Source organism: Pseudorhodobacter antarcticus (assembly GCF_900110135.1).
GTDB classification, from domain to species: domain Bacteria; phylum Pseudomonadota; class Alphaproteobacteria; order Rhodobacterales; family Rhodobacteraceae; genus Pseudorhodobacter; species Pseudorhodobacter antarcticus.
The window spans coordinates 1-1,538 of sequence record NZ_FOCO01000108.1; the positions used below are offsets into that span (position 1 = coordinate 1).

Annotated in this window: 1 protein-coding gene, 1 pseudogene and 1 other annotated feature; of the genes and pseudogenes, one reads left to right on the forward strand and one right to left on the reverse strand. The window is 57.2% G+C overall.

Annotated elements, in window-relative coordinates:
• Positions 1–119: pseudogene (locus BMY36_RS21045) on the reverse strand (IS30 family transposase); the annotation flags it as partial.
• A gap of 50 nt (positions 120–169) precedes the next feature.
• Here BMY36_RS21045 and BMY36_RS19090 point away from each other — a divergent pair.
• Positions 170–1,404, forward strand: a protein-coding gene (locus BMY36_RS19090) for an IS3 family transposase (protein WP_139194168.1) whose coding sequence is annotated in 2 segments (ribosomal slippage) — positions 170–464 and positions 464–1,404 — 1,236 coding nt in all. Because the reading frame shifts where the segments join, the coding sequence is not laid out codon by codon here.
• Positions 457–573: a sequence feature (AL1L pseudoknot), on the forward strand. (Overlaps the previous gene by 117 nt.)
• Positions 1,405–1,538 lie beyond the last annotated feature (134 nt).

A 1,538-nucleotide genomic window follows, 5' to 3' on the forward strand; every position in this document is an offset into this window, starting at 1 on the left:
GCAACGTTTGATCTGAAGGCCGCAAGTTCTTCGGCCAGGGCTTCTTCGGGTGTTTTCCATCCGAGGGTTTTGCGGGGTCGCTGGTTCATCAGGCGGGCGACGTCGTTGAGCTCGGTCTGAACCGCCCCTTGTTTGCCGGAGACCTTCAACCTGACTAAGGATGAGGGCTATGGAAAAGAGTAAGACATCAAACCGTTATTCACCGGAGATGCGGGCGCGTGCCGTTCGCATGGTGTTGGAGCATCAAGGCTCCTATGAAAAGCAATCCGCTGCGGTAGCTGCGATTGCCCCCAAGATTGGCTGCATCCCAGAGACATTGAGGGTCTGGGTTCGGCAGGCGGAAAAGGACAGCGGGGCACGGGACGGTGCGACCAGTGTTGAACGCGACAAGATCAAAGAACTGGAACGCGAGGTGAAGCAACTTCGTCAAGCCAACGAGATATTGCGCAAGGCGTCAGCTTATTTTGCGCAGGCGGAACTCGACCGCCCGTTCAAGCCATGATCGGCTTTATTGATGATCATCGCGTGGTCCATGGGGTCGAGTCGATCTGCAGGGTGCTGCCGATTGCCCCATCCACCTACTATGCCTGCCTCGCTGTGCGCGCCGATCCGAGCAAGGCGTCTGCACGCCAGCAGCAGGATGCGGTTTTGCGGCCCAAAATCCAGAAGGTCTGGGATCGCAACTGGGAGGTTTACGGTGTCCGCAAAGCCTGGCGACAGCTGTGCCGTGAAGGTGAAGCTGTGGCGCGCTGCACCGTGGCACGCCTCATGAAAGGCATGGGTTTACGGGGAATCGTTCGAGGAAAGGCCATGAAAACAACGATCCCCGACACGTCAGTGCCATGCCCACGCGATAAGGTGAACCGCAAGTTCCGAGCACCAGCGCCAAATATGCTGTGGGTAAGCGACTTCACTTATGTCTCAACATGGCAAGGATTTGTTTACGTCGCCTTCGTGATCGACACCTTCGCCAACCGCATCGTCGGCTGGAAAGCGTCGCGATCCGCCAAGACAGATTTTGTCTTGGATGCGTTGGAACAGGCGCTTTATTCCCGCCGCCCTGCCTATCAGGCTGGTTTGGTTCATCATAGCGACCGAGGCGGGCAATACGTGTCTATTCGCTACACCGAGCGCTTGGCAAAGGCCGGCATTGAACCATCCGTTGGCAGCGTCGGTGACGCCTATGACAACGCTTTGGCCGAGACCATCAACGGCCTTTACAAAACCGAGGTTATCCGGCGGCGCAGTTCATGGAAAACGATGGAGGAGGTCGAGCTGGAAACTCTTAAATGGGTCGACTGGTTCAACAACAGGCGCCTGCTTGAGCCTATCGGAAACATCCCACCCGCAGAGGCAGAGGAGGCCTTCTATGCAAACTTGAACACACTCGATATGGTCGCGTAACACGGACTAATTGGTCTCCGGTGAAACCGGGGCGGTTCAGTCTGGCTGATTGTGCTTAGGTCGGTGCCTTTGGGGAAGAACTGGCGCAGCAGACCGTTGGTGTTCTCGTTGCTGCCACGCTGCCAGGGGGCGTG